Origin of the sequence: Mesorhizobium sp. M0052, assembly GCF_040323255.1 — a bacterium.
Taxonomy (GTDB): Bacteria; Pseudomonadota; Alphaproteobacteria; order Rhizobiales; family Rhizobiaceae; genus Mesorhizobium.
Map to the genome: position 1 here is coordinate 197,216 of NZ_JAMYUS010000009.1, position 22,779 is coordinate 219,994.

The 22,779-nt window shown below is 62.9% G+C and carries 21 protein-coding genes; 8 read left to right on the top strand and 13 right to left on the bottom strand.

Annotation, left to right across the window (positions count from 1 at the left end; all coding sequences use genetic code 11):
* Position 1: 1 nt before the first annotated feature.
* Entirely contained in the window at positions 2 to 850 is an 849-nt protein-coding gene (locus NKJ77_RS14835; RefSeq protein ID WP_023743143.1) for an RNA methyltransferase, read from the bottom strand.
* Positions 851 to 1,066: 216 nt separating this feature from the next.
* Between NKJ77_RS14835 and NKJ77_RS14840 the strand changes: the two genes are divergently transcribed.
* Genes NKJ77_RS14840 through NKJ77_RS14850 form a run of 3 tightly spaced genes read left to right on the top strand, consistent with a single transcriptional unit; the run spans position 1,067 to position 3,502 of the window.
* The gene (locus NKJ77_RS14840; RefSeq protein WP_023669114.1) at positions 1,067 to 2,278 is read left to right on the top strand and encodes an NADP-dependent isocitrate dehydrogenase; all 1,212 of its coding nucleotides are present in this window, start codon (positions 1,067 to 1,069) and stop codon (positions 2,276 to 2,278) included.
* A gap of 10 nt (positions 2,279 to 2,288) precedes the next feature.
* A complete protein-coding gene (locus NKJ77_RS14845) occupies positions 2,289 to 2,903 on the top strand; it encodes a glutathione S-transferase family protein (RefSeq protein WP_023726929.1) in 615 nt (204 codons plus the stop codon).
* A gap of 14 nt (positions 2,904 to 2,917) precedes the next feature.
* The gene (locus tag NKJ77_RS14850; RefSeq protein ID WP_023726930.1) at positions 2,918 to 3,502 is read left to right on the top strand and encodes a demethoxyubiquinone hydroxylase family protein; all 585 of its coding nucleotides are present in this window, start codon (positions 2,918 to 2,920) and stop codon (positions 3,500 to 3,502) included.
* Between the two features lie 113 nt (positions 3,503 to 3,615).
* Here NKJ77_RS14850 and alaS read toward each other — a convergent pair whose 3' ends face one another.
* Together alaS and recA are read right to left on the bottom strand one after the other, a co-directional pair.
* Positions 3,616 to 6,282, bottom strand: a complete 2,667-nt coding sequence (gene alaS / locus NKJ77_RS14855; protein WP_286461055.1) for an alanine--tRNA ligase — start codon at positions 6,280 to 6,282, stop codon at positions 3,616 to 3,618.
* 273 nt (positions 6,283 to 6,555) lie between these two features.
* Positions 6,556 to 7,659: a recombinase RecA gene (recA, locus tag NKJ77_RS14860; RefSeq protein WP_023669117.1), complete on the bottom strand. Its 1,104-nt coding sequence runs from the start codon at positions 7,657 to 7,659 to the stop codon at positions 6,556 to 6,558.
* Between the two features lie 282 nt (positions 7,660 to 7,941).
* Here recA and NKJ77_RS14865 point away from each other — a divergent pair, with 282 nt between their 5' ends.
* Both NKJ77_RS14865 and NKJ77_RS14870 read left to right on the top strand, forming a co-directional pair.
* Positions 7,942 to 8,886, top strand: coding sequence for a carbohydrate kinase family protein (locus tag NKJ77_RS14865; RefSeq protein ID WP_023669118.1), 945 nt, complete (start codon positions 7,942 to 7,944; stop codon positions 8,884 to 8,886).
* 70 nt (positions 8,887 to 8,956) lie between these two features.
* The gene (locus tag NKJ77_RS14870; RefSeq protein ID WP_023831311.1) at positions 8,957 to 9,874 is read left to right on the top strand and encodes a pseudouridine-5'-phosphate glycosidase; all 918 of its coding nucleotides are present in this window, start codon (positions 8,957 to 8,959) and stop codon (positions 9,872 to 9,874) included.
* Between the two features lie 202 nt (positions 9,875 to 10,076).
* Here the strand turns inward: NKJ77_RS14870 and NKJ77_RS14875 are convergent, their stop codons facing one another.
* Positions 10,077 to 10,400 (bottom strand): TfoX/Sxy family protein, encoded by a 324-nt coding sequence (locus NKJ77_RS14875; protein ID WP_023669120.1) that lies wholly within the window; start codon positions 10,398 to 10,400, stop codon positions 10,077 to 10,079.
* Positions 10,401 to 10,483: 83 nt separating this feature from the next.
* Here NKJ77_RS14875 and NKJ77_RS14880 point away from each other — a divergent pair, with 83 nt between their 5' ends.
* The gene (locus NKJ77_RS14880; RefSeq protein ID WP_023697559.1) at positions 10,484 to 10,981 is read left to right on the top strand and encodes a GFA family protein; all 498 of its coding nucleotides are present in this window, start codon (positions 10,484 to 10,486) and stop codon (positions 10,979 to 10,981) included.
* Positions 10,982 to 11,130: 149 nt separating this feature from the next.
* Here the strand turns inward: NKJ77_RS14880 and sufA are convergent, their stop codons facing one another.
* The 7 genes from sufA to NKJ77_RS14915 all read right to left on the bottom strand — a co-directional run bounded on the left by sufA (position 11,131) and on the right by NKJ77_RS14915 (position 18,367).
* A complete protein-coding gene (gene sufA / locus NKJ77_RS14885; RefSeq protein ID WP_013532156.1) occupies positions 11,131 to 11,511 on the bottom strand; it encodes a Fe-S cluster assembly scaffold SufA in 381 nt (126 codons plus the stop codon).
* Between the two features lie 105 nt (positions 11,512 to 11,616).
* Positions 11,617 to 12,003 carry an SUF system Fe-S cluster assembly protein gene (locus NKJ77_RS14890; protein WP_023684865.1) on the bottom strand — a complete coding sequence of 129 codons (387 nt, stop codon included), beginning with the start codon at positions 12,001 to 12,003 and terminating at the stop codon, positions 11,617 to 11,619.
* Positions 12,004 to 12,024: 21 nt separating this feature from the next.
* On the bottom strand, positions 12,025 to 13,266 hold the full coding sequence (locus NKJ77_RS14895) for a cysteine desulfurase (RefSeq protein ID WP_352535385.1): 1,242 nt from the start codon (positions 13,264 to 13,266) through the stop codon (positions 12,025 to 12,027).
* Positions 13,267 to 13,403: 137 nt separating this feature from the next.
* Entirely contained in the window at positions 13,404 to 14,672 is a 1,269-nt protein-coding gene (gene sufD / locus NKJ77_RS14900) for a Fe-S cluster assembly protein SufD (protein WP_352535386.1), read from the bottom strand.
* Positions 14,673 to 14,715: 43 nt separating this feature from the next.
* On the bottom strand, positions 14,716 to 15,471 hold the full coding sequence (gene sufC, locus NKJ77_RS14905; RefSeq protein ID WP_023711504.1) for a Fe-S cluster assembly ATPase SufC: 756 nt from the start codon (positions 15,469 to 15,471) through the stop codon (positions 14,716 to 14,718).
* 27 nt (positions 15,472 to 15,498) lie between these two features.
* Complete coding sequence (gene sufB / locus NKJ77_RS14910) at positions 15,499 to 17,016, bottom strand: Fe-S cluster assembly protein SufB (protein ID WP_023706434.1); 1,518 nt, start codon at positions 17,014 to 17,016, stop codon at positions 15,499 to 15,501.
* 187 nt (positions 17,017 to 17,203) lie between these two features.
* Positions 17,204 to 18,367 carry a cysteine desulfurase family protein gene (locus tag NKJ77_RS14915; RefSeq protein ID WP_023831312.1) on the bottom strand — a complete coding sequence of 388 codons (1,164 nt, stop codon included), beginning with the start codon at positions 18,365 to 18,367 and terminating at the stop codon, positions 17,204 to 17,206.
* A gap of 256 nt (positions 18,368 to 18,623) precedes the next feature.
* Here NKJ77_RS14915 and NKJ77_RS14920 point away from each other — a divergent pair, with 256 nt between their 5' ends.
* Positions 18,624 to 19,298 carry an alpha/beta hydrolase gene (locus NKJ77_RS14920; protein WP_023669128.1) on the top strand — a complete coding sequence of 225 codons (675 nt, stop codon included), beginning with the start codon at positions 18,624 to 18,626 and terminating at the stop codon, positions 19,296 to 19,298.
* Between the two features lie 212 nt (positions 19,299 to 19,510).
* Entirely contained in the window at positions 19,511 to 20,158 is a 648-nt protein-coding gene (locus NKJ77_RS14925; protein WP_023831313.1) for an FMN-binding negative transcriptional regulator, read from the top strand.
* A gap of 38 nt (positions 20,159 to 20,196) precedes the next feature.
* Here NKJ77_RS14925 and NKJ77_RS14930 read toward each other — a convergent pair whose 3' ends face one another.
* Together NKJ77_RS14930 and NKJ77_RS14935 are read right to left on the bottom strand one after the other, a co-directional pair.
* On the bottom strand, positions 20,197 to 20,928 hold the full coding sequence (locus NKJ77_RS14930; RefSeq protein ID WP_245271386.1) for a phosphatase PAP2 family protein: 732 nt from the start codon (positions 20,926 to 20,928) through the stop codon (positions 20,197 to 20,199).
* Positions 20,929 to 21,123: 195 nt separating this feature from the next.
* The gene (locus NKJ77_RS14935; RefSeq protein WP_023831314.1) at positions 21,124 to 22,767 is read right to left on the bottom strand and encodes an ArnT family glycosyltransferase; all 1,644 of its coding nucleotides are present in this window, start codon (positions 22,765 to 22,767) and stop codon (positions 21,124 to 21,126) included.
* Positions 22,768 to 22,779 lie beyond the last annotated feature (12 nt).

Genomic DNA, 22,779 nt, shown 5'->3' on the forward strand with positions numbered 1-22,779 from the left:
TCTAATCTTCTTTGTCTGCCTGGGGTTTTCGCGCAGCGGCCGGCAAACGCCTTGGATCGTCTCCCGGCGAGCCGTCACCGCGCGGCATGGCCGGCGAAAACCGGTCGAGCGACGAGATGATGCCACGCAGCACTTTCAGTTCCGGCTCGGCGAAACCGGCGCGCGTCAAGACGGCGCGCAGATTGTCGACCATCTTGGGTTTCTTGGGCGCCGGGCGGAAATAACCGCGCGCTTCGAGCGCGCCTTCGAGATAGGCAAACAGCCCGTGCAACTCTTCCTTGCTTGCCGGCTTCATTTCAGGGCTGGAGAAATTGGTCGCCGTCTCGTCCTTCAGGCCGGATTTCATCCATTCATAGGACATCAACAGCACGGCCTGGGCGATGTTGAGCGACGAAAAGCCGGGATCGACCGGGAAGGTGACGATCTCGTCGGCCAGCCCGACCTCGTCATTGTAGAGCCCAAAACGCTCGCGGCCGAACAAGATGCCGGTGCGCAGGCCGGCTATCTGACGCGCCCTGAGCGCCCTGCCCGCCTCGACCGGACCACGCACGGGTTTGAAGCCGTCGCGCTCGCGCGCGGTGGTGGCGAAGACGAAGTTGAGGTCGGCGACGGCGGACGCCAGGTCGCCGAACACTGTTACGGCATCGATGACATGGTCGGCGCGGCTGGCGGCGGCGCGCGCCTTCTCGCTCGGCCAGCCGTCACGCGGGTTGACCAGTCTCAGTTCGGCAAGGCCGAAATTGGCCATGGCGCGCGCGACCATGCCGATATTCTCGCCGAGCTGCGGCTCGACCAGGATGATCGCCGGCCCGGCGGCGGATGCGTTTTCAGGATGATCGACGGCGGACATGATCTCAATGAACTGCTGTTTGCGGCATTTCAGCGTTCCCTGCCACATCCGCTCGGCAAAATGAAGCTTTTGCAAACACCGGTCGCGGCACAGACGACCCATTCTGCACGGATGGTCGTTTGCGCGGCCAAATAGGCTTTGATATACGCTCCGCATACCCGGCCGAAGCCATGCGGGCGAGGCCGTTTTGTTCCCCAAAAGCGAGGCATTCTTTTCATGGCGAAGATCAAGGTGGCGAACCCGGTCGTCGAGCTCGACGGCGACGAGATGACCCGCATCATCTGGCAGTTCATCAAGGACAAGCTGATCCACCCTTATCTCGACCTGAAGCTCGAATATTACGACCTCGGCGTCGAGCACCGCGACGCCACCAACGACCAGGTGACCATCGATTCGGCCAATGCCATCAAGAAATGGGGCGTCGGCGTGAAATGCGCGACGATCACGCCCGACGAGCAGCGCGTCGAGGAATTCAAGCTGAAGAAGATGTGGAAGTCGCCGAACGGCACCATCCGTAACATTCTCGGCGGCACCATTTTCCGCGAACCGATCATCATGAAGAACGTGCCGCGTCTGGTGCCGGGATGGACCAAGCCGATCATCGTCGGCCGTCATGCTTTCGGCGACCAGTATCGCGCCACCGACTTCCGCTTCCCCGGCAAGGGCAAGCTGACCATCAAGTTCGTCGGCGAGGACGGCAAGGTGATCGAGCACGACGTATACGACGCACCCGGCGCCGGTGTTGCCATGGCGATGTACAATCTCGACGACTCCATCCGCGAATTCGCCCGCGCCTCGCTGAATTACGGCCTGCTGCGCAATTATCCGGTTTATCTCTCGACCAAGAACACCATCCTCAAAGCCTATGACGGCCGCTTCAAGGACATTTTCCAGGAGGTCTACGAGGCTGAATTCGAGGCCGAGTTCAAGGCGAAGAAGCTGTGGTACGAGCACCGGCTGATCGACGACATGGTGGCCTCCGCCCTGAAATGGTCTGGCGGCTATGTCTGGGCCTGCAAGAATTATGACGGCGACGTCCAGTCCGACACGGTGGCGCAAGGTTTTGGCTCGCTCGGCCTGATGACCTCCGTGCTGATGACGCCGGACGGCAAGACGGTGGAAGCGGAGGCCGCGCACGGCACCGTGACGCGCCACTATCGCCAGCACCAGAAGGGCGAGGAAACCTCGACCAATTCGATCGCCTCGATCTTCGCCTGGACGCGCGGCCTCGCCCACCGCGCCAAGCTCGACGATAATGCCGAGTTGAAGCGATTTGCCGACACGCTGGAGAAGGTCTGCATCCAGACGGTTGAGAGCGGCTTCATGACCAAGGACCTGTCGCTCTTGATCGGTCCCGACCAACCATGGCTGTCGACCACCGGCTTCCTCGACAAGATCGACGAGAATTTGCAGAAGGCGATGGCGTAAGCCGGCAGCCATGGCCAAGCCGGTCGTCTACGGGGCGGACTACAGCGTCTATGTGCGCATCGTCCGCCTCGTGCTGGCGGAAAAAGGCATCGACTACGACCTTGTGCCGGTCGATGTCTTTGCCGCCGAGGGCACTCCCGCCTGGTACTTCGAGCATCACCCTTTCGGCCGCATTCCGGCCTTCGAGCACGGCGGGTTTCGCCTGTTCGAAACCAGCGCAATCGCCCGCTATGTCGACGAGGCGTTCGACGGCCCGGCACTGCAGCCAAAAGACGCCCGCACCCGCGCAACGATGAACCAGATCATCGGCATGCTCGACGCCTATGCCTACAGATCGATGGTCTGGGACGTCGCCGTCGAGCGGCTTGAGAAGGAAGCGCCAGACGAGGCACTGGTCGCCAACGGGCTGCGCCAGGCGGAAACGGTGCTGCGGGTGCTCACCGCACTCAAGCCTCCCGGGCCGTGGCTGCTCGGCGACCAGCTGACGCTGGTCGACCTGCATGCGGCATCCATCATCGCCTATTTCGTCAAGGTCGCCGACGGGCAAAAGCTGCTTGCGGCGTTCGCCGACATCCAGGCCTGGTGGGACGGCATCGCAAAACGTCCGAGCCTGGCGGCGGGCTGATATGGGTTCGGGCCATGGCTGACCCATCTCGCCAGGACGCGCTCACCATCGCCAGAATTGTCAGGGTCAACCACGCCGGTGAGTTCGGTGCGATCAGGATCTATTCGGCGCAGATTCTTGTCGCCAGGCGCTTCTGGCCGGATTGCGTGCCATCCTTGTCGGAGATGCTCGGGCACGAGCGCACGCATTGCGCCGCCTTCCGTGCCGCCATGCCGGCGCGGAAGGCGCGACCGTGCCGGGTGATGCAATTCTGGAGCTGGGGTGGCTGGCTGCTGGGTTTTGTGACCGCCCTGATTGGTCCGCAAGGCATCTGGGCCTGCACGGCGGCTGTTGAAGCGGCGGTGCACCGCCATCTGGATGATCAGCTGTTTTTTCTCGCCAACCGCGACCACGACTTGCACGGCATCATCCTGGCGATCCGCGAGGAAGAGCTCGCCCATCTTCATCACGCCGAAGAGCAGCTGAAATCGCCCGGCCCGGCGCTGAACTTTTTACGGTCGCTGATTTCGATGGCCGCGGACGTGCTGATCTGGCTGTCCACCTGGGGCGATTCCAGCAGAATGACGCGCGCCCTGAAGGCGGCGAAAAGAACTAGCTAGACGGACCGTCTAAGAGCTGATTGCCGGCTTGCCACTATCAGCCACAGAATGGCAAGCACGGCGGCGAAGGCCGGAAAGCCGCACACAAAACCAGATCAGGCATAGGGTGGCTTTCAGGCCGCCTCCAGCGCCGCCCTCACCGCGGCGATCGCATCATTGGCCTTGGAGGCGTCCGGGCCGCCGGCTTGCGCCATGTCGGGCCGTCCGCCACCGCCCTGCCCGCCCAATGCGGCCGAGGCAACGCGCACAAGATCGACAGCGCTGAAGCGGCCGACGAGATCGTCCGTCACTGCGACCACGACGCTTGCCTTGTTGTCTTCGCCCGCACCGACGAAGACGACGACGCCTGAGCCGAGCGAAGTCTTGCCGGCATCGGCCAGCGGCTTCAAATCCTTCGGCGACACGCCGGAAACCGCTTTGCCGAGGAAGCCGATACCGGCGACGGTTTCGGTGGTGGCCGGAGCATCGGCCGCGGCCCCACCGCCCAGCGCGAGTTTCTTGCGCGCTTCGCTCAGCTCCTTCTCAAGCTTCTTGCGCTCCTCGAGCAGCGTCTCGACACGCGCCGGCACGTCGGCCGGCGAGATCTTCAGCACGGCCGCAGTTGCCTTCAGGCGTCTGTCCTGCTCATCGAGATGTTTGCGCGCGGCTTCGCCGGTCAGCGCCTCGATGCGGCGCACGCCGGCGGCGACCGCGCTGTCGGAGACGACACGGACCAGGCCGATATCGCCGGTCGCCCGGACATGGGTGCCGCCACAAAGTTCGACGGAATAGGGTCTATTGGCCTTGGCGCCATGCACGCCGGTGCCCATCGAGACGACACGCACCTCGTCACCATATTTCTCGCCGAACAGCGCCATGGCGCCCTCGGCAATGGCGTCATCGACCGACATCAGGCGCGTCGTCACCGGGCTGTTCTGGACGACGATTTCGTTGGCCATGCGCTCGACCTCTTCGAGATCTTCGGCCGAGATCGGCTTGTTGTGCGAGATGTCGAAGCGCAGGCGCTCGGGCGCGACCAGCGAACCTTTCTGCGCGACATGGGTGCCCAGCACCTCGCGCAGCGCCTCATGGATCAGATGCGTTGCCGAATGGTTGGCACGCAGCCGGGTGCGGCGCGCATGGTCAACCTTCAGCTCGACGGCTGCACCTGGCTTGACCGTGCCGTTCGTCACCTTGCCCAGATGCACGAACAGGCCGTCGGCCTTTTTCTGCGTGTCGGAAACCTCGATCGAGAAACCTTCGCCGGAGATGATGCCGGTGTCGCCCATCTGGCCGCCCGACTCGCCATAGAACGGCGTCTGGTTGACGACCACCGCCACCGCGTCGCCCTTGCCGGCGCTATCGACTGTCTTGCCGTCCTTGACCAGGGCCTGGATGAGGCCTTCCGCCTGTTCGGTCTCGTAGCCGAGGAATTCGGTGGCGCCGGCCTTCTCGCGTACAGAAAACCAGATGGTCTCGGTGGCCGCGTCGCCGGAGCCAGCCCAATGCTTGCGCGCTTCGGCCTTCTGCTGCTCCATCGCATGGGTGAAGCCGGCAAGGTCGACCGAGATGTTGCGCTGGCGCAGTGCGTCCTGCGTCAGATCGAGCGGGAAGCCGTACGTGTCATAGAGCTTGAACGCCGTCTCGCCATCCAGCATGTCGCCGGCGTGCAGCGTATCCGTCGCCTCCGAGAGCAGGCCGAGGCCGCGCACCAGCGTCTTGCGGAAGCGTGTCTCCTCGAGCTTCAGCGTCTCGGTAATCAGCTGTTCGCCGCGCAGCAGTTCGGGATAGGCCTGGCCCATCTCACGCACTAGCGCCGGCACCAGCTTCCACATCAACGGCTCCTTGGCGCCGAGCAACTGCGCATGGCGCATGGCGCGGCGCATGATGCGGCGCAGCACATAGCCGCGGCCTTCGTTCGACGGCAGCACGCCGTCGGCAACCAGGAAGGAGGACGAGCGCAGATGGTCGGCAATGACGCGGAAGGAGGCGACCGTCTCCTTGTCCGGGCCCTGCCCGAGCGCCGATGACGCCGCATCGATCAGGTGACGGAACAGGTCGGTCTCGAAGACGCTCTCCACCCCTTGCAGGATGGAGGCCATGCGCTCCAGGCCCATGCCGGTGTCGATCGACGGCCGCGGCAGGTCGATGCGCTCATCCTTGGTGACCTGCTCATATTGCATGAACACCAGGTTCCAGAATTCAAGGAAGCGGTCGCCGTCCTCCTCCGGGCTGCCGGGAGGGCCGCCCCAGATGTGCTCGCCACGGTCGATGAAGATTTCCGAGCACGGCCCGCACGGTCCGGTGTCGCCCATAGCCCAGAAATTGTCGGAGGTCGGGATGCGGATGATGCGGTCATCGGAGAAACCGGCGATCTTCTTCCAGAAGCCGGCCGCCTCGTCATCGGTGTGATAGACGGTGACCAGCAGCTTGTCCTTGTTCAGCCCGAACTCCTTGGTAATCAGGTTCCAGGCCAGCTCGATGGCGCGCTCCTTGAAATAGTCGCCGAAGGAGAAATTGCCGAGCATTTCGAAAAAAGTCAGATGGCGCGCGGTGTAGCCGACATTGTCGAGGTCGTTGTGCTTGCCGCCGGCGCGCACGCTTTTCTGCGCGGTGGTGGCGCGCGAATAGGACCGCTTCTCCAGGCCGGTGAAGACGTTCTTGAACTGCACCATGCCGGCATTGGTGAACATCAGCGTCGGGTCGTTGCGCGGCACCAGCGGGCTCGAGGCCACGACCTCGTGGCCCTCCTTGCGGAAATAGTCGAGGAATGTCGACCGGATCTCGTTCACGCCACTCATGACTGCTGCCTTTTCGCGAAAACCGCCGGCACGGCCGGCGGACACTGGTCTCTGCTTTTTAGAAGATTGACTTGGCCTTTTAGCGGGCACGCCCCACCCTGTCCAGAAACACGGAATTGGGCCATCCCGGCAACTGCCAAGCCGGCTTCACGCTGCCCAAAAACGAAAACCGCCGGCGCGAAGGCCGGCGGTTTGAAACGCAAAACTAAAGAACTCGGTTACTTAAGCATCGGATAATAGACTCGATTTTTATGGCCGAACTCTGGCCGTGCCCTACATGGCGCCGGATTCTTCCTCGAAGCCGTCGTCGCTTTCGCCGCGCTCGGGGCCGCCATTTTCAAGAAATTTCTCGGCGATCAGCCCGGCATTCTGCCGCAGCGCAAGTTCGATCTCACGCGCCGTGTCGGGATTGTCGCGCAGGAACAGTTTGGCGTTTTCGCGACCTTGGCCGAGACGCTGCGAATTGTAGGAGAACCAGGCGCCGGACTTCTCGACCACGCCGGCCTTGACGCCGAGATCGACCAGTTCGCCGGTCTTGGAGACGCCCTCGCCATACATGATGTCGAACTCGACCACCTTGAAGGGCGGCGCCAGCTTGTTCTTGACCACCTTGACGCGGGTCTGGTTGCCGACGACCTCGTCGCGGTCCTTGACCGAGCCGATGCGGCGGATGTCGAGGCGCACCGAAGCGTAGAATTTCAGCGCGTTGCCGCCGGTCGTGGTTTCGGGCGAACCGAACATGACGCCGATCTTCATGCGGATCTGGTTGATGAAGATGACCATGGTGTTGGAGCGCGAGATCGAGGCGGTCAGCTTGCGCAGCGCCTGGCTCATCAGACGCGCCTGGAGACCGGGCAGAGAATCGCCCATCTCGCCTTCGATTTCGGCGCGCGGCGTCAGCGCCGCCACCGAATCGACGACCAGCACGTCGATGGCGCCTGAACGCACCAGCGTGTCGCAGATTTCCAGTGCCTGCTCGCCGGTGTCCGGCTGCGAGATCAAGAGGTTTTCCAGATCGACGCCGAGCTTGCGGGCATAGACCGGATCGAGTGCGTGCTCGGCATCGACGAAGGCGCAGATACCGCCTTTCTTCTGGGCTTCGGCAACTGTGTGCAGCGCCAGTGTCGTCTTGCCCGAGCTTTCCGGCCCGTAGATCTCGACAATGCGGCCGCGCGGCAGGCCGCCGACGCCAAGCGCGATGTCGAGGCCCAGCGATCCGGTCGGCACGGTTTCGATCTCGACGACCTGCTCATTGGCGCCAAGCCGCATGATCGAGCCCTTGCCGAAGGCGCGCTCGATTTGCGACAGCGCCGCGTCCAGAGCCTTTGATTTGTCCACCGCTTTGTCCTCTACAAGCCGCAAAGAATTCTGAGCCATGATACATCACCCCTTGGTCGTCAATGAAGGCCGGACAATCCGTAATCCCTGCCCATTTTGTACTACTTTTGTTCTCGTTTGGCAAGAGGGGTCAAATATCTGAAAAGCAATCTTTATCCGGATTTGTTCTTTTTTTGTCTCATGGTTTCGTTTCCGGATGTATCCACCATTGGGCCAGACGCGCCGGCTGTTTCGATCGGCCGAATCGCCGGCTTGCCTGCGAAGCTCCGCCGCACAGCCTAGCGCTTGTCTGGTTCGAATAACAAAGGTCATATCGCCGGCATGGTGAAATCAGCAAAGATACTGGCGGTGGGCGGCGCCCATATCGATCGCCGCGGCCAGGTGTCGGGCACGTACGTGCCCGCGGCGTCCAACCCCGGCACGATGCGCGAGGATGTCGGCGGCGGCGTATTCAACGCGCTGCGCAGCCTGGTGCGGCGCGGCGTCTCGGCCTCGCTTTTGTCGGTGCGCGGCGGCGATGCCTCGGCCGAGACGGTTGCGCGCGCCATCGCCGACTCCGGCATTGCCGACCTGTCGGCGGTTTTCCTCGACCGCACGACGCCGAGCTACACGGCGCTGATCGATCGCGACGGCGAGCTGATCACCGGCTTTGCCGATATGGCGCTCTACGATTTGGCGTTCCCCAAGCAGATCCGCCGCTCCAAGGTGCGCGAGGTGGTCGCCGAGGCCGATGCGGTGCTCTGCGACGCCAATCTGCCATCAACGGCGCTGGAGCGGCTGGTGGGGCTCGCCGCCGGCAAGCCGGTGTTCGCCATCGCCATTTCGCCGGCCAAGGTGGTGCGGCTGATACCGGTGCTGAAGGAACTCGCGCAGGTCTTCATGAACCGGCGCGAGGCCATGGTGCTGGCCGGCGTCGATGCCAATGCCACCGAGCGCGAGACCGTCGACGGACTGCGCTGCAGCGGCCTCACCAGTGGCGTGGTGACGGCGGGCGACGGCCCGGTGCTGGGATTCGACGAAGCCGGCGCCTTCTCTATCCTGCCGCCGGCGCCGAGAAAAGTCGCCGACGTCACCGGCGCCGGCGACGCGCTGGCCGGCGCCACCATCGCTGCCCTGCTGCGCGGCCTGGCATTGCGCCAAGCCCTCCGCGAAGGCGTTGCCGCGGCGACGCTCGCCATCGAAAGTTCGGATGCCGTGCCGGCCTTCACCGCCGCGATCTTCACCGAGGCACTGGCTCTTGTGCCCGACGCGCAGGAAATGGCATGAGGGCGGCCAATTGCCATTGCCGGAGCGCGACGTCCAAGCGGACGCGCGGATCTCCGGATCGGAGACCATCATGACACCGCAAAGCGCCCGCCCCTTCATCGACATCCACGCGCCCGTGGCCGAGGCGCTCGCCGCTGGCCGCCCGGTCGTGGCGCTGGAAAGCACCATCATCACCCATGGCATGCCTTACCCCGACAATGGCGCCATGGCCGCCAATGTCGAAAAGATCATCCTGGACAATGGCGCGGTGCCGGCGACGATCGCCGTGGTCGCCGGCCGCATCAAGATCGGGCTGTCCGACGGCGAGCGCGAGTCGCTGGCCATGACCGGCGATGCCATGAAGCTGTCGCGCGCCGACCTCGGCTTTGCGGTCTCGCAAGGCCGCACCGGCGGCACCACGGTCGCCGCCACCATGATCGCCGCTGACATGGTCGGGATAAAGGTGTTCGCCACCGGCGGCATTGGCGGCGTCCACAAGGGCGCGGAAAAGAGCTTCGACATCTCGGCCGATCTCGACGAGTTGGCGCGCACGCCGGTCATCGTCGTCTCGGCCGGCGCCAAGGCGATCCTCGACATCGAAAAGACGCTTGAAGTGCTGGAGACGCGCGGCGTGCCGGTGATTGGCCATGGCTGCGAGACGATGCCGGCCTTCTGGTCGCGGCATTCGCCGTTCCGCGCGCCGCTGACCCTGCACAGACCGGAAGAGATCGCGCATTTCTACAAGACCAGGGCGGCACTTGGCCTGGTCGGCGGCATGCTGATCGCCAACCCGGTGCCGCAGGACGATGAAATTCCGGCCGACGAGATGGCCGGCTATATCGAGGCCGCGCAGAAGGCGGCGGAAGTGCAGAATGTGACCGGAAAGGCGGTGACGCCGTTCCTGTTGGGCAAAATCCTCGAACTGACCGGCGGCCGGAGCTTGAAGACCAACATCGCGCTGGTCGAGAACAATGCGCGGTTGGCGGCGAGGATTGCGACGGCGCTGTAGGATCGCCTACGTCGGCGGGACAGCACCCCCTCTGGCCTGCCGGCCATCTCCCCCGCAAGGAGGGAGATTAACAGCTTAGCCGCAGGCTCCCATTTTCAACGTTGGTGATTGGCGAAGGCCAATGTGACAACTGATCTCCCCCCTTGCGGGGGAGATGTCCGGCAGGACAGAGGGGGGTGGGAAGAAACGCGGCGGTCCCGGTTCACTTCCCCGCCCTTCGTCCCGCCTCATACGCCCGGCGCGCCCACACCCTCATCTCGTCAGGATCATCAAACGCGTCGTCGGGAATGCTCCAGTACGGCATCGCGACCAGCTTGCCGTGGCGGGTGCCGGTATAGGTCCATTGCTTGCAGCCGGCGGCTTCGAAGTCGGGCGCGCTTTGCTCGTCAGCCTTGAGCAGCAATTCGCCGCGCAGCACGATAGCGACGATGACGCCGTCGAAATAGATACCCTTGCCGCCGAACAGTTTTCGGATACTGACCGGGCCGAGGCCTTCGAACAGCTCTTCGATGCGTTCATTGTCCATGCCGCAATCATGTCACCGGGCTTGCCATGGCTGCAACCAAAAACCATGCTGGCAAGTTGAGAGCCATCCGTCGGAGTTCTGTCATGCCGCTGCTGCTCAAGGGATCCTGCCGCTGCGATGCCGTCCATTTCGAGGTGGAGAGCAACACGCCGGTGCCGTTCATGCTGTGCTACTGCTCGATCTGCCGCAAGCAGCAGGGCGGCGGCGGCTTCGCCATCAATCTCGGCGCCGATTACAAGACGCTGAAAATCAAGGGCAAGCGCAATCTCGGCGTCTACCAGGCCGAGATCGCGGACGACGAGCATCCAAAGTGTGAGATTTCGACGGGCGAGCGCAATTTCTGCAAGAAGTGCGGTTCGGCGCTCTGGCTCTACGATCCGACATGGCCGGACCTGGTCCACCCCTTCGCCTCGGCAATCGACAGCGAGTTGCCGAAGCCGCCGGAGAAGGTGCATCTGATGTTGAAATACAAGGCGAGTTGGGTCGAGCCGGTGATCGGCAAGAAGGACAAGGTCTTCGACGTCTATCCCGAGGAATCGATCGCCGACTGGCACAAGCGGACGAAGATGTGGGTGAAGTAAGCAGGGAGGCGCGGAGCGCGACTTCCGATGGTCAGCGCAGCCCCTCATCCGGCCCTTCGGGCCGTTCGTCATTCGAAAAGCCAAGCAATTGGCTTTTCGCCCGCTGCGTGGACCATTCCTCACCTCCCCGTGAACGGGGAGAAGGAAGATCAGGCCGAAGCGCGCGCCTCAGCCAGCGCCTTCAGGTCGGCGGGCTTCAGTTCGACGGATTCGCCGCAGCCGCAGGCCGAACTCTGGTTCGGGTTGTGGAAGGTGAAGCCGGTGCGCAGCGTCGTCTGCTCGAAATCCATCTCGGTGCCGAACAGGAAAAGGGCAGCCTCGGGCGCGACATAGACATGCGCGCCGTCGCGTTCGATATGGTCGTCCTTGGTATTGGGCTCGGTCACCAGGTCGACCGTGTATTCCATGCCGGCGCAGCCGCCCTTCTTGATGCCGAGGCGAATGCCATGCGCATTGTCGCGCGTGGCGACGATCTCGCGCACCCGGTCGGCGGCCTTTTCGGTCATCGTGATGACGGCGAAGCGTCCCATTCTTTTTCCTCTTCCATTCCATGCAGGTTCAAGGCCTGCCGAATGATTCCTCACCTAAAATGGTGAAGTTTTACCACTGGTGCAAGTGCACCAACCTCAGTCAACCTAGTACCAGCCCACCGCCACCTGCGCCTCTTCCGACATGCGGTCGGGCGACCAGGGCGGGTCGAAGGTCATGTTGACCTCGACGCCGGAGACGCCTTCGACGGCGCCGACGGCGTTTTCCACCCAGCCGGGCATTTCGCCGGCCACCGGACAGCCGGGCGCGGTCAGCGTCATGTCGATCTTGACCGCGCGGTTGTCCTCGATGTCGATCTTGTAGATGAGGCCGAGCTCATAGATGTCGGCCGGTATTTCCGGGTCATAGACCGTCTTCAGCGCCGAGACGATGTCGTCGGTCAGCCGCGCCAGCTCGTCGGCGGGAATTGCCGAGGCGGAAACCACCGGATTGACGGCCGCTTCCGGCGCGGTGGTGTGGCTCGCATCATCCATGGTCGTCATCCAAAGAACCTGTCACCCGAAGAACTTGCGCGCTTTTTCCAGCGCATCGGCCAAAGCGTCGACTTCGGCCCTGGTATTATACATGCCGAACGATGCCCTGCATGTGGAGGTTACGCCAAAGCGTTTCAACAGCGGCTGGGCGCAATGGGTGCCCGCGCGGACGGCAACACCTTGCCTGTCTATCACCATCGACACGTCATGGGCATGAATGCCCTGCAATTCGAAGGAAATGATGGCGCCCTTGTCCGGCGCGTCGCCGAAGATGCGCAGCGAGTTGATGGCGCGCAGCCGCTCGTGCGCGTAGGTCTTGAGGTCGGCCTCGTGCGCGGCGATGCGCTCGCGGCCGATCTTTTCCATGTATTCCAATGCTGTACCCAGCCCGATCGCCTGGACCATCGGCGGCGTGCCGGCCTCGAAGCGGTGCGGCGGCTCGTTGTAGGTGACGACGTCTTCCGTCACTTCCTCGATCATCTCGCCGCCGCCCATGAAAGGGCGCATGGCCGAGAGAATATCCTTCTTGCCGTAAAGCACGCCGATGCCGGACGGCCCGTAAACCTTGTGACCGGTGAAGACGAAGAAATCGCAGTCGAGGTCCTGGACGTCGATCGGCATGTGCACGGCGCTCTGGCTGCCATCGACAAGTACGGGAATGCCACGCGAATGCGCGATGCGCACGATTTCCTTGATCGGCGTCACCGTGCCCAGCGCGTTCGACATATGCGTGATGGCGACGAGCCTGGTCTTGTCGGTCAGGCGCTTTTCGAATTCCTCGATGTGGAAGATGCCGAGATCGTCGACCGGCACCCAGACCAGCTTGGCGCCCTGCCGTTCCCGGATGAAATGCCACGGCACGATGTTGGAGTGGTGCTCCATGATCGACAGCACGATCTCGTCGCCCGCGCCGATATTGGGCATGCCATAGCCGTAAGCCACGGTGTTGATGGCGGCTGTCGTGTTGGAGGTGAAGACGATGTTGTCGGTGCTTGGCGCATTGAGGAAACGGCGCACCGTCTCGCGCGCCTTCTCATAGGCGTCGGTTGCGGCATTGGACAGGAAATGCAGGCCGCGATGGACGTTGGCGTATTCCTGGGAATAGGCGTGCTGGATCGTATCCAGCACCACCTGCGGCTTCTGCGCCGAGGCGCCATTGTCGAGATAGACCAGCGGTTTGCCGTAGACTTCGCGCGACAGGATCGGGAAGTCGCGGCGGATCGCCTCGACGTCGTATGGGGTTGTTTCGATCTTCTGGTCCATTACAAGCTCTCTTGAGGCACCGCCTCACTTCGTCACGCACCCCTCATCCGACCGAGCTTCGCTCGGCCACCGCCCGGGGCGAGTCACTTGCCTCGCCCGTCCTTCGGACCCCACAAGGGGAGAAGGGAAAGAGGCGCTTACCCGTGCGCCACGAACCAGTCGTCCAGCCTTGTTTCCAGGGCCTCGACGATGGTTTCGTCGTCCAGTTCCTCGATCACTTCGGCCACGAACGCCTTCACCAGCAAGCCGCGGGCGCTCTTCTCGTCGATGCCGCGCGCCATCAGGTAGAACAGATGGTTGTGGTCGATCTCGGTAACGGTCGCGCCATGGCCGCAGATGACGTCGTCGGCGAAGATCTCCAGCTCAGGCTTGGTCGAGAACTCGCCATCGTCCGACAAAAGCAGCGTGTTGCAGGCCATCTTGGCGTTGGTTTTTTGCGCGTATTGGTGGACGTTGATGCGGCCCTGGAAGACGCCGCGCGCCTTGCCGGTCACGACATTGCGGATCACTTCCGTCGACGTCGTATGCGGCACGGCATGGTCGAGCACCATGGTCACGTCGGTGTGGGTGTCGCCGGCGAGCAGGTTGATGCCGCGCAGTTTGAAGTCGGAGCCTTCGCCCGTGGTCTTCACCACGATCTCCTGGCGCACAAGCTTGCCGCCGGCATTCATGAAAAACAGCGTCAGCTTCGAATTCTTGCCGAGATGCGCCTTGAACTGGGCAAGATGCGTGGCCGTTTCCGGCTGCTCCTGCACGATCAGCCAGGTAACGTTCGCACCCTCGCCCAGAACGAGCTGGCTGACCGAGCTGCCCAGTGCCGCGCCCTCGCCGGCCTGACGCTCGACGAGAGCAGCTTTGGCGCCGGCGCCGACACGCACGGGAAAGCGCACATGCACCTGGCCACCGGCCTGCAAATTCTGCAATTCGATCGGCTTTTCCAGTGCTGTGCCATCCGCAATGTCGACGAAATAGCCGTCAGCGACAAAGGCGGTGTTCAGCGCACCGATGGCGTCATCGCTGCCATAGGGATCGAGGCCCGGTGCGATCGAGCCGTCAGTCAGCTTTTCCGACAGGCGCTGGATGGTCACGCCTTCGATCGCGGGGAATTTCGCGCCGGAGACGCCGTTCAGAACCGCCAGCACGGCGGAGCCTTCGACGATGGGCGCCAGCCCCTTGGCGGCGGCCGTCGGATCGAACGCCGGCACCGCAGTCAACAGCCGGCGCAGGTCAGTGTAATGCCAGGATTCGATGCGCCGCGTCGGCAGCCCGTGCTTGATTGCCTCAATGGCGTCGTCGCGCTTCAGCATCACCGCGCCGTCACCCGGCAGCAACGACAGACGCTCGCCAAAGGCGTCGATCAGCGCCGTTTCGGCCTGCGTGCGCTGGGGTTGTGTATGCATATTCATCAGTTTTGCCCCGCCTTTCAGCATAAAATGGCCTTCTGGCGTCTCACGCGGCTTCGCCGATCACGCCGGCATAGCCATTGGCTTCGAGATCGAGCGCCAGCGACTTGTCGCCGGACTTGATCACCTGGCCCTTGTATAGGACGTGCACGCTATCGGGCACGATGTGCTCGAGCAGGCGCTGGTAGTGGGTGATGACGATGATGGCACGGTCGGCCGAACGCAGCGCGTTGACGCCGTCCGAGACGATCTTCAGCGCATCGATGTCGAGGCCGGAATCGGTCTCGTCGAGCACGCAGAGCTTTGGCTCCAGCAGCTTCATCTGCAGGATCTCGGCCCGCTTCTTCTCGCCGCCGGAAAAGCCGACATTGAGCGGCCGCTTGAGCATCGCCATCTCCATCGAGAGCGAGGCTGCCGCCTCTTTCACCCGCTTCAAAAATTCCGGGATCTTCAGCGGCTCCTCGCCGCGCGCCTTGCGCTGCTCGTTCATCGCCACTTTCAGGAATTCCATGGTCGCGACGCCAGGTATCTCCATCGGATACTGGAAGGCGAGGAAGATGCCCGCGGTGGCGCGCTCGGCCGGATCCATTTCGAGGATCGACTGGCCGTTATAGAGGATGTCGCCTTCGGTGACCTCATAGTCCTCACGGCCGGCGAGGATGTAGGACAGCGTCGATTTGCCCGAGCCGTTCGGACCCATGATGGCAGCGACCTCGCCGTTTTTCACCGTCAGGTTCAGGCCGCGGATGATCTCGGTGCCGTCATCGACGATGCGGGCATGCAGGTTCTTGATCTCAAGCATTTTTTCTTTCCTGGATATATTGTCCGGTCAGCCGACCGAGCCCTCGAGGCTGATGCCGATAAGCTTCTGCGCTTCGACCGCGAACTCCATCGGCAGCTGCTGGATGACATCCTTGACGAAGCCGTTGACGATCAGCGCGATCGCCTCCTCTTCCGGGATGCCGCGCTGCATGACGTAGAACTTCTGGTCCTCGGAAATCTTTGACGTCGTCGCCTCATGCTCGAACTGCGCCGTCGAGTTCTTGGCTTCCATGTAGGGCACGGTGTGCGCGCCGCACTGGTCGCCGATCAGGAGACTATCGCAATTGGTGAAGTTGCGGGCGTTGGTCGCCTTGCGGTGCGCCGAGACCTGGCCGCGATAGGTGTTCTGCGAGAAGCCGGCGGCAATGCCCTTGGAGATGATGCGGCTCGACGTGTTCTTGCCGAGATGGATCATCTTGGTGCCGCTATCGACCTGCTGGTAGCCGTTCGACACAGCGATCGAATAGAACTCGCCGGAGGAATCGTCGCCGCGCAGGATGCAGCTGGGATATTTCCAGGTGATCGCCGAACCGGTCTCGACCTGCGTCCACGAGATCTTCGAACGGTGGCCGCGGCAGTCGCCGCGCTTGGTGACGAAATTGTAGATGCCGCCCTTGCCCTCGGCATCGCCGGGGTACCAGTTCTGCACCGTCGAATATTTGATCTCGGCATCGTCGAGCGCCACCAGTTCGACGACGGCGGCATGCAGCTGGTTCTCGTCGCGCTGCGGCGCCGTGCAGCCTTCGAGATAGGAGACGTAAGCCCCCTCCTCGGCGATGATCAGCGTGCGCTCGAACTGGCCGGTGTTCTTCTCGTTCATGCGGAAATAGGTCGACAGCTCCATCGGGCAGCGCACGCCCTTGGGCACGAAGACGAACGAGCCGTCGGTGAAGACAGCCGAATTCAGCGTGGCGTAGAAATTGTCGGATGTCGGCACGACCGAGCCGAGATATTTCTGCACCAGCTCCGGATGCTCGCGGATGGCTTCCGAGATCGAGCAGAAGATGACGCCGGCCTGCGCCAGCTCCTTCTTGAACGTGGTGACGACGGAAACGGAATCGAACACCGCGTCGACCGCGACACGGCCCGATTTGTAGACGTTGTCGCTGGGCTCCTCGAGATCGGAGACGTCGGTCTTCTGCACGCCGGCGAGGATTTCTTGTTCCCGCAGCGGAATGCCGAGCTTCTCGTAGACCTTCAACAGCTCGGGATCGACGTCGCTCAGCGAGGTCGGGCCGGGCGTGCTCTTGGGCGCCGCGTAGTAATAGAGGTCCTGAAAATCGATCTTCGGATAATGGACGCGCGCCCAGGTCGGCTCTTCCAGCGTCAGCCAGCGCCGATAGGCTTCCAGACGCCATTCCAGCATCCAAGACGGTTCATCCTTCTTGGCCGAGATGAAGCGAATAATGTCTTCGCTCAGGCCCTTGGGGGCCTTGTCCATCGCGATCTCTGTCTGGAATCCGTATTTGTACTGGTCGACGTCGATCTTTCGGACCCGATCGATCGTGTCCTGCACAGCAGGCATAAGCGTTCTCCATCCACGCCGGGGTCAAGGCCCGACAGTTTTCAAACTATGGCATCGCCGAGGGCTGCCCATGAGGCGCCGAAGGCGGCGTAAGTTTCATATAGTGCGTCTCGGCCGGGAATTCACCCGGCCACTTGCAAACGCACGGCTCTACCAGGCCGCGAGGCCTGAATTCTTTGTCGCCGCCTCAGGCGGCTTGTTCCCTGCCCGCCCGGCGCTGGGCAATACCGGCCAGCGCAGCACGGAACAGTTCGATATCCCCGGCACTCGTTGCGTGGCCGATGGACACGCGCAAAGCGCCCAGGCTGTCGCCATGACCCATGGCTTTCAGCACATGGCTCGGCCCGACCTTGCCCGACGAACAGGCCGATCCCGCCGACAGCGCAACGCCAGCCAAATCGAAAGCGATCTGCGCCGTCTCGGCCTTGATGCCGGGAATAGCGAAGAATGTCGTATTGGCAAGCCTTGGCGCGCCGGTTCCGAAGATTTCTGCGTCCGGCACCAGTGTTTTGAGTGTTTTCTCGACCTCGCCGCGGCGTTGCGCGATCGCTTCGACGTCTTTCAGTCCAGCCAAAGCCTGCCGCGCCGCGGCGCCAAAGCCGGCGATGGCCGCCAGGTTTTCGGTGCCGCCGCGATGGCCCTTTTCCTGGCCGCCGCCATTGATCAGCGGCTTCGGCATCATCAGATCGGCTGCCGCAACGACGGCGCCGACACCCTTGGGGCCGCCGATCTTGTGCGAAGACAGAATCAAATAGTCGGCGTAAGCCGCTGACATATCGATGGGAACACGGCCCGCAGCCTGCACCGCGTCGACCACCAGAATGCCGCCCGCCGCCTTGACGATCGCGGCGATGCGATCAATCGGCTGGATGACGCCGGTCTCGTTGTTGGCCGCATGGATCGCGACCAACGGCAGGCCTTCGGCCTTGTCATGCGCGGCCAGAGCGGCTGTCAGCTGAGCGAGGTCAGCGATGCCATCGGCGTCGGCGCCGATCCGCGAAACCTGTGTTGCCGGGAAGCGGCCGCCGTTCAACAGGCAAGGGTGGTCGGCCTCGCAGACATAGAGCCGGCTCATGCGCACCGTGCCACGGCCCATCCGCCAATCCGGTGTCAGCAGCGTCGATGCGGCTTCCGTCGCGCCGGAGGTGAAGACGACATGCTCGGCCTTGGCGCCGACAAGTGCCGCCACATCGCGCCGGGCAGTGTCGATCAGGCGCCGCGCCGCGCGCCCCTCGGCATGCACCGACGACGGATTGGCGACGAGATCGAGCGCGGCAATCATCGCCTCGCGCGCCTCGGCAATGAGCGGCGCGCTGGCATTGTAGTCGAGATAGGCGCGTGCTGCGGCCATTTTCACCCAATCGATCCCGTCAAGACCCTTTCCGCAAGGATAGCGCGTTATTTCCTTGAAATTGCAAGGCAAGACGTCCTATTTACGCGGCTTGCGGCGAGGATGGCCGGGCCGTCACGGCTGGCTATCCAGTTTTGAACAATTCTAAACTAGCTTCTAAGAAGACGCTTGCCCTGCGTCAAGGCCCGGAAGGGCTGGGGCTAGAGTAAAGAGTTGTTCCGGGCGCCGCGCATTCGTATGCCATTTGGAGTAGTTCATGCCTGAGGTCATTTTCACCGGTCCGGCCGGCCGCCTGGAGGGCCGCTACCAGCCTTCCAAGGAGAAGAGCGCGCCGATTGCCATCGTGTTGCATCCGCATCCGCAATTCGGCGGCACGATGAACAACAAGATCGTCTATGACCTCTTCTACATGTTCCAGAAGCGCGATTTCACCACGCTTCGCTTCAACTTCCGCGGCATCGGCCGCAGCCAGGGCGAATTCGACCACGGCACCGGCGAATTGTCGGATGCCGCCGCAGCGCTCGACTGGGTGCAGTCGCTGCATCCGGATTCCAAGAGCTGCTGGGTGGCCGGTTATTCCTTCGGCTCCTGGATCGGCATGCAGCTTCTGATGCGCCGGCCCGAGATCGAGGGCTTCATCTCGATCGCGCCGCAGCCCAACACCTATGATTTCTCGTTCCTGGCGCCCTGCCCGTCATCGGGTCTGATCATCCATGGCGATGCCGACAAGGTGGCGCCGCCCAAGGATGTGCAGGGCCTGGTCGACAAGCTGCACACGCAAAAGGGCATCACCATCACGCAGAAGACCTTGCCAGGCGCCAACCACTTCTTCGCCAACGACGCCGATCTGCTGCTCGAGGAATGCGCCGACTATCTCGACCGACGGCTGGCCGGCGAATTGTCCGATCCGCGGCCGAAGCGGCTGCGCTAAGAGCAATTCCAGGAAAAGTGTAAACGGGTTTTCCGTCCGGAATTGCGTCAAAACAAAAACTCCCGGTCCGATGCCGTCACAGTCGTGGCCATCATGGGCGCGACAATGCCATTTCGGCTGATCCAAACGGTGAAGCCAGCCTGACATGTGGCGCGGCTCGGCTGAACGGTGCACAATGCCGGTTCAGCCAGCGCAAGAAGGCATGACCGATCATGTACCAGCCTCCCCATTTCCAGGAAACGCGGCCGGACGTCCTGCACGGGCTGATCCGGACGCATCCGCTGGGGTTGCTGATCTCCAACGGCACCGATGGCCCGGTCGCCAATGCCATTCCTTTCCTGCTTGCTGCAGAGGTTGGGCCGAATGGCCGGCTGCGCGCCCATCTGGCCAGGGCCAACCCGCAATGGCGTCAGCTGGCCGACAATCCGACATCGCCGGTGCTGGTCGTCTTCCAGGGCGCCGACGCCTATGTGACGCCGTCCTGGTACGAGACCAAGCGCGAGACCGGCAAGGTCGTGCCGACCTGGAACTACGCCATTGTCCAGGTGCGAGGAACCGTCAGAGTGATCGAGGATTCCGCCTGGATCGCACAGCAGATCACCGAGCTGACGCTGTCGCAGGAAGGCGCCCGCGAGGCACCCTGGGCGGTGACCGATGCGCCGCCGACCTTCATCCAGTCGCAAATCAAGGGCATTGTCGGGCTTGAGATCGAGATCGCCGAAATCAGCGGCAAGTGGAAAGTCAGCCAGAACCGGCCTGTCGCCGACCGCGTCGGTGTCGCCGAAGGGCTGGAGAAGGACGCCGCCGGCGCGCCCGACATGGCTCGGCTGGTGCGGAGCTGGGGTGGCATCGACAGCTAGCTGGGGTGGTCTTAGATGGTTCCAAAGGCGTCAGCAATTCAGTTGCCTGCCGGCGCTGCTCCAATGCGGAAATTCGTCTGTCTCGGCGCATCGTTTTGGTTTGGTTTGCGAGCCCGACGGAATAGGCGGAACGTAGTTTTTGCCACCGGCAACCCCGACGCCGTGTAGCGGAAGATACATCCCAGCCGGCCAAGCACCATCGCGCAGACGATGGCAACAGCACAGCCAAGGCCGAATCCGGCGACAGTGTCGCTCGGATAGTGCGCGCCGATAAAGATTCGGGTCGATGCGACCGACAAGGTTGCAGCCAGCAGCACCCATCTGCGCTGGGGCAACAACAGCAGCGCAATGCCGAAAATGACACCCATGGTCGTGGCATGGCCGGATGGGAAGCTGGCAAAGCGCGCCTCCATGGAAAAAGGATGCAGCGACAGATCGCCGAGCTTGTCGAAATTCATTGGCCTGGCTCTGCCCACGCCATATTTCAGCACGTTGACGACCATGGCCGAGAGTGCGATCGAACCCAGCACCATGAAAGCAAAGCAGGTCCAGTTGTAGAAGGTCATCCGCGCGCGCCGGGAAAGGCTGCGCCAATCCGTCAGATTCGCAGCAATCAGCACCAGTACCGACGGGACAAGATACCAGCCGCCTAGGCCGAAGAAGGTAAAAAACTCGGCGATGCGGAAGACATTGGTCGAGCCTGAAGCCCACTGCCTCGCCATGGTGCCCGCAAGATGGTCGAACCGGAGCGACACCGCGATCGTCAGCAAAAGCCAGGCCACGACCCAGACCGACCACAGGATTTTCGGGTAGCGCGCCGGGCGCGTCGCCAGGCGATGCCGTACAATCCCGAAAGTATCGCGGAAATTATCGACAGACTGCCGGAGCATGGCAGGCATAGCGGCACGCGCCGGTGATGGCGACTTCGTCAACATGCGGAGCTCGAAGCGATCATCGAAGAGATATCAGTTCGCCACACGGTACAGGCCGAGCGACAATTTATCACCTGACGAATAGTTGATGCCGTCGATTTCAGCGACGCGGCTGGCCTTCTTGCCTTGCCCTGCCAGCAGGTCATCCAGCCGTTTTTCATCGCCGACCGGCGCCAGGCCCAAAGCGCAGGCCGGATCGCCAAGCAGATGTTGCGCAACCCCATCGACATCGGTCAGTACCGTCTTTGTGCCCACCAGAAATACCAGGCTCGGTTCGTGATATTGCGCGGAGGCGAGCACGCTCATCTCACAGGGACGATCGGCGCGAACCGCAGCCTCGATTTCCCGGCTCATCCAAATCGGTTTCAGTGACGGCACGATGACACCGAACAGCAGGGCGTAGGTTATACCGGCGCAAACCGCAGCCCCGCCGATGCGGACCAGCGGCACCAGCTTCTGGCGCGAAACAGCGAGGTAGCCGGCGCCCAATGCTGCCGCGGCGGCCGGAACGCTCCACCATAAAAATGTCTTCATGAGATAGATCGGCGCACCGACGCAAAGCACGGCGAGACCGACTGTCACCAGGACGGTGCCGAATGCGGTCGCCCACCACAGCCATGTCTGCCAGCGCCTGAGCGGCGCATTTGCCTCTTGCGGTGTCAGCGTCACAAGCCAGCCGATGAGCAGGGCCATGCCGGGATAGGCCGGCAGCACATAATGCGGCAGTTTCGTCGGGATCAATTCGAAGACCAGCCAGAACGGAATGTACCAGGCGAGGCAGAAACGCAGGCGCGGATCGTCGCGCAATCGGTTGAGCGCCTGCAGTCCGGCGCCGAGCGCCACAAGGCCGAACGGCCACATGAACAGGCAATAGGTCAGCACGTAGAAGCCCGGCGGAACGCCGTGCGACTCCTCGCCTTGCGCGACCTTGCCGAGCATATCCTTGCCGACGGCCTGCTGCAGGAAGGCGCCGTTGCTCTTCCAGGTGATAAGGGCGAGCCAGGGCAGCACGATGAGCAGAACCAGAGCCAGCCCTCGCGCCGCTTTCAGCTTTGCCAGCCAGCACCAATCGCGCTCGAAGGCAACCAGCGCGAGCACCGTCAGCGCCGACAGCAGCGGTGCAATCGGCCCCTTGATGAGGATCGCCGCCCCCTGCGCCGCCCAGAAAATCCACGGCAGATGGCCGGCGACCGGCTCGTCGCGGCGCGATGCCAGATAAATCTGCGCCAGCGCGCCTTGCGCCAGAACGCAGCAGGCAAGCAGCATCGCGTCGGTCTTGGCGTCGCGGCCTTCGAAGGCGGTGGCGAAAATCGCCGCCATGACCAGGCCGGCGGCAAGACCGGCATTGGCGCCGAACAGATTGGCCCCGGTCCAGGCGATTGCGACGACGGCGATGGCGATGCCCAGCGCCGAGACCAGCCGGTAAATCCAGATCGGCGCCTGTGCCCCCTGGCCGCTCAGCGTCACCGCCGCCGATTGCAGCCAGTAGATGCCGATCGGCTTTTGGTAGCGCGACGCGTCCTGGAAGCGGATGTCGACATAGTCGCCGGTCTCCGTCATCTGCTTGGTCGCCTGGACGAAGCGCGGCTCGTCGCGGTCGAGCGGCGGCAAAGAGGCCAGTCCCGACGCCGTCATCATCAGGCTGAACAGGAAGAGAAAGATGTAGTTCCTGCTCATTTCGACACCGGA

What these genes read in the sequence shown, in the direction of transcription:
- NKJ77_RS14835 (WP_023743143.1), bottom strand. Translation starts at nt 850, where the DNA reads ATGTCCGCCGTCGATCATCCTGAAAACGCATCCGCCGCCGGGCCGGCG.
- NKJ77_RS14840 (WP_023669114.1), top strand. Translation starts at nt 1,067, where the DNA reads ATGGCGAAGATCAAGGTGGCGAACCCGGTCGTCGAGCTCGACGGCGAC.
- NKJ77_RS14845 (WP_023726929.1), top strand. Translation starts at nt 2,289, where the DNA reads ATGGCCAAGCCGGTCGTCTACGGGGCGGACTACAGCGTCTATGTGCGC.
- NKJ77_RS14850 (WP_023726930.1), top strand. Translation starts at nt 2,918, where the DNA reads ATGGCTGACCCATCTCGCCAGGACGCGCTCACCATCGCCAGAATTGTC.
- alaS (WP_286461055.1), bottom strand. Translation starts at nt 6,282, where the DNA reads ATGAGTGGCGTGAACGAGATCCGGTCGACATTCCTCGACTATTTCCGC.
- recA (WP_023669117.1), bottom strand. Translation starts at nt 7,659, where the DNA reads ATGGCTCAGAATTCTTTGCGGCTTGTAGAGGACAAAGCGGTGGACAAA.
- NKJ77_RS14865 (WP_023669118.1), top strand. Translation starts at nt 7,942, where the DNA reads ATGGTGAAATCAGCAAAGATACTGGCGGTGGGCGGCGCCCATATCGAT.
- NKJ77_RS14870 (WP_023831311.1), top strand. Translation starts at nt 8,957, where the DNA reads ATGACACCGCAAAGCGCCCGCCCCTTCATCGACATCCACGCGCCCGTG.
- NKJ77_RS14875 (WP_023669120.1), bottom strand. Translation starts at nt 10,400, where the DNA reads ATGGACAATGAACGCATCGAAGAGCTGTTCGAAGGCCTCGGCCCGGTC.
- NKJ77_RS14880 (WP_023697559.1), top strand. Translation starts at nt 10,484, where the DNA reads ATGCCGCTGCTGCTCAAGGGATCCTGCCGCTGCGATGCCGTCCATTTC.
- sufA (WP_013532156.1), bottom strand. Translation starts at nt 11,511, where the DNA reads ATGGGACGCTTCGCCGTCATCACGATGACCGAAAAGGCCGCCGACCGG.
- NKJ77_RS14890 (WP_023684865.1), bottom strand. Translation starts at nt 12,003, where the DNA reads ATGGATGATGCGAGCCACACCACCGCGCCGGAAGCGGCCGTCAATCCG.
- NKJ77_RS14895 (WP_352535385.1), bottom strand. Translation starts at nt 13,266, where the DNA reads ATGGACCAGAAGATCGAAACAACCCCATACGACGTCGAGGCGATCCGC.
- sufD (WP_352535386.1), bottom strand. Translation starts at nt 14,672, where the DNA reads ATGAATATGCATACACAACCCCAGCGCACGCAGGCCGAAACGGCGCTG.
- sufC (WP_023711504.1), bottom strand. Translation starts at nt 15,471, where the DNA reads ATGCTTGAGATCAAGAACCTGCATGCCCGCATCGTCGATGACGGCACC.
- sufB (WP_023706434.1), bottom strand. Translation starts at nt 17,016, where the DNA reads ATGCCTGCTGTGCAGGACACGATCGATCGGGTCCGAAAGATCGACGTC.
- NKJ77_RS14915 (WP_023831312.1), bottom strand. Translation starts at nt 18,367, where the DNA reads ATGGCCGCAGCACGCGCCTATCTCGACTACAATGCCAGCGCGCCGCTC.
- NKJ77_RS14920 (WP_023669128.1), top strand. Translation starts at nt 18,624, where the DNA reads ATGCCTGAGGTCATTTTCACCGGTCCGGCCGGCCGCCTGGAGGGCCGC.
- NKJ77_RS14925 (WP_023831313.1), top strand. Translation starts at nt 19,511, where the DNA reads ATGTACCAGCCTCCCCATTTCCAGGAAACGCGGCCGGACGTCCTGCAC.
- NKJ77_RS14935 (WP_023831314.1), bottom strand. Translation starts at nt 22,767, where the DNA reads ATGAGCAGGAACTACATCTTTCTCTTCCTGTTCAGCCTGATGATGACG.